Source organism: Oscillibacter sp., from assembly GCF_031978065.1.
In the GTDB taxonomy this organism is placed as follows: domain Bacteria; phylum Bacillota; class Clostridia; order Oscillospirales; family Oscillospiraceae; genus Oscillibacter.
The window spans coordinates 1-2,975 of sequence record NZ_DALZCH010000186.1 but is presented as its reverse complement, the minus strand read 5'-3'; the positions used below and the strand labels follow the sequence as shown (position 1 = coordinate 2,975).

The 2,975-nt window shown below is 57.5% G+C and carries 3 protein-coding genes; all 3 read right to left on the bottom strand.

From position 1 onward, the window contains the following. Positions 1 to 394: 394 nt before the first annotated feature. Complete coding sequence (locus RTK01_RS16465) at positions 395 to 1,219, bottom strand: putative RNA methyltransferase (RefSeq protein ID WP_312282006.1); 825 nt, start codon at positions 1,217 to 1,219, stop codon at positions 395 to 397. Further along, on the bottom strand, positions 1,216 to 2,628 hold the full coding sequence (locus RTK01_RS16460; protein ID WP_312282005.1) for an MATE family efflux transporter: 1,413 nt from the start codon (positions 2,626 to 2,628) through the stop codon (positions 1,216 to 1,218). Before RTK01_RS16460 ends, RTK01_RS16465 begins: the two co-directional genes overlap by 4 nt. Positions 2,629 to 2,689: 61 nt before the next feature. Beyond that, positions 2,690 to 2,975: aminotransferase class V-fold PLP-dependent enzyme (locus tag RTK01_RS16455; protein ID WP_312282004.1), on the bottom strand; the 286-nt coding region annotated here is incomplete at its 5' end.

The following is a 2,975-nucleotide window of genomic DNA, read 5'->3' as shown; positions in this document are numbered from 1 at the left end:
GGCGGGACCCTGAGGCCCCTGTGGACCGGTAGGTCCGGTGGGTCCTTGCCGTCCGGGACAGCCGGGACAGCCGGGAGGGCCCGGAGGGCCGGGAATGCAGCAACAAGAATTGCACGAGGAGCCAGAATGAATTTTCATTCCGCAATCCTCAGAATTTGTAGAGGAATTATCGCATCCAGAGTTGGAATGCGAACAGTTTCTGAAAGCCATATTCGAAGTTCCTTTCATGATAGTAGGCTGGCGAAACCCAATACAGTGTATGCTTGCTTTCCCCTCTTTGCCATTCAGCCCACGACTGCGGACAGATTTTTTGCAGCATCCTTTTATAAATAATAAAAAAAGCCGCCTGAAGAATAATCTTCAGGCGGCTTTTCATTCGGTTTTGCACTTTGGGCTACTCCGCCCGGAAAACATGAATGTGAAACCCAATCCGAACGGAAAGGCGCTCCACGGCTGCCAGCCGCTCCGTCCCCTCCTTTGGTGTTTTCCAGTAATAGGGCGTCATCTGAAACAACGCGTGAATCTCCTCCTGAGAATTCAGCTCTATTCGCCTCTCCACAGGGACGACAGTTTCATAGGCAAAGCCCTCGTAGGGCGTGCGCTTTTCCTCATTGGGATAGGGCGCGTCATAGAGAATCTCCTTCAGCTCCCACAGGTGCATGGCCGACGGCACCACATAAAAAAAGCTTCCGCCGCTGCGCAGCACCCGCCGAAATTCCGGAACGCACAGGGGAGAAAAGCAATTCAGCAGCAACTCCACCGACCCATCCGCCAGCGGCAGCCGGTAAGAAGACGCCACCGCAAGCTCCACGGCTTTTTCCCGTTTTGCCGCCAGACGCACCGCAGCCTTAGAAATGTCCGTCCCCGCCATGCAGGCGCGCTTTCCCGCCTCGCACAGCGCATGATAAATTCCGGCGGTGTAATACCCCTCTCCGCAACCCGCGTCCAAAACCGCAGGCTCCGGTCCCGTGTGGGAGACAGCCAGAGCGCACAGCGCGTCCAGCAGCGGGCGATAGTAGTCCCGGGAGAGAAAGTCCCGCCGGGCGACGGCCATGCCGGGATCGTCGCCCGGAGCGGCGGAGTTCTTTTGATTTGCAGGAAGCAGGTGGGTGTGTCCCTCTTTTGCGATGTCAAAGCTGTGGCCACCGGGGCAGGCATAGGTTCGCTCCGTCCGCTCCAGCGCCGCGCCGCACAGAGGACAGCGAAACAGGCTGCTCATGTCTCTCCCTCGCGGATGGTCACGTCGTTAATCCACTTTCGGCTTCTAAACCGGAAAAATCCGGCGGGCATTTTACAGATGTTTTCCGAATAAATGGACAGGCACACCAGCCAAATGGGCGCGTTCAGCACCAGTCCCGTCAGCGCCGTCAGCGGCACTGCCACCAGCCACAGAGGAAGCAAGTCCAGAATCGCAGCCGCGCGCGCGTCTCCGCCCGCGCGCAGCACACCGGTGATGTTGGACACGTCGAAGGACTTCATGGGCATCATCACAATATAGACCGTGCACATGGTCACCGCCACCTTTACGGCGGTTTCCGTCAGGCTGAACAGCGGATAGAGAATTGGAATAAACAGCGTGGGCAGCAGCACCGCCAGCGCCACGGCAACCCCCGCTCCCAGTAAAAAAGACACCAGCAAGAGGCAATAACTCAGATTGTAAACCTCCTCATCCGAGGCCCGCTCCCCAATTCGCTTGCCCACGATGACGGCGGTGGAGCCCGCCAGCCCGAAGCAGGCCACCGTGGCAAATTTGTCAATATTGCCCATAATGGCATAGGCCGCCAGCATATCCGCGCTGATCACCGTATGTCCCATAATCGCGGTCATCACCGCTGTGCCAAGGCCCCACAGCGTTTCGTTTACAATGACCGGCCCTGCATAGACCACCGCGCTTTTTGCCATGGCTTTGCCGGGGCGCAGCAGCGCCCGGGGCGCCAGCGGAATCCGCCGGTTGGTGACGGCGTAAACAAATACAATGGCAAATTCCACCACCCGAGCGGTCAGCGTGGCCAGCGCCGCGCCGGCAATTTCCAGCCGGGGTGCGCCAAACTTTCCAAAAATCAGGCAGTAGTTCAAAAATGTATTCAGCAGCATGGAAATAGCAAATACCACCATGCCAAAACCGGGATTTTCCGTGCTCCGCTGCATTCCAACATACACGGAACTGACGGCGTTGAACACATAGGATATACCCACGATCCGCACATACGGCGCACCCAGTACAATCAGCCCCGCGTTGTTGGTGACAAGGCCCATCACCCACTCCGGAAACAAAAACAGCACCAGCGCCGCAAGCCCGGAGACAACAAACCCCGCATACGCCGCCACGCCCATCACCCGGTTGATGGAAACGGTATCTCCCTTGCCCCAATACTGGCACACCAATATCGTAAGGCCGCTCATCACCCCAAAAATGATCACCTGCACCAGAAATATCGGCGTGTTGGCGGCAGTGACCGCGGACAGCTCATCGTTGCCCAGCAGACCCACCATGAAGGTGTCCACAAAGCCAAGGGACGTGGTAATAAGATTTTGCAGAATAATCGGAAGCGACAGCTTCCACAGCCGGCCGTAAAAGCCGGGCTTTTGGCGAAGCACGGAAAACATAATTACCTCAATCGTTCTCAAAATATTTCATACAGAATATACCCTCGACTGTCTCTAAACAGCACGGGAATTTTCAGACGCGTCACAGCATGGGAAACCGGGCGTCGTGATGTTGGCGCAGGGCGGCCGCCGCCGCGTCAATTTCCTTTTTTGTAGTTTCCGGCCCAAAGCTCAGCCGCACCACTCCGGCGGCTTCCCGCTTTTCAAGGCCCAGTGCCGCCGTCACCTGACTGGGCTTTCCCTGATGGCAGGCGGACCCGGCGGAGATGCAGATGACCGCATCAGACAGCTCGTTCACCACGTTCTGGCTGGGATACCCCGGCATGGAGAAGGACAGCACATGGGGCGCGGTCCCCTTTGCGACAAAC

What these genes read in the sequence shown, in the direction of transcription:
- RTK01_RS16465 (WP_312282006.1), bottom strand. Translation starts at nt 1,219, where the DNA reads ATGAGCAGCCTGTTTCGCTGTCCTCTGTGCGGCGCGGCGCTGGAGCGG.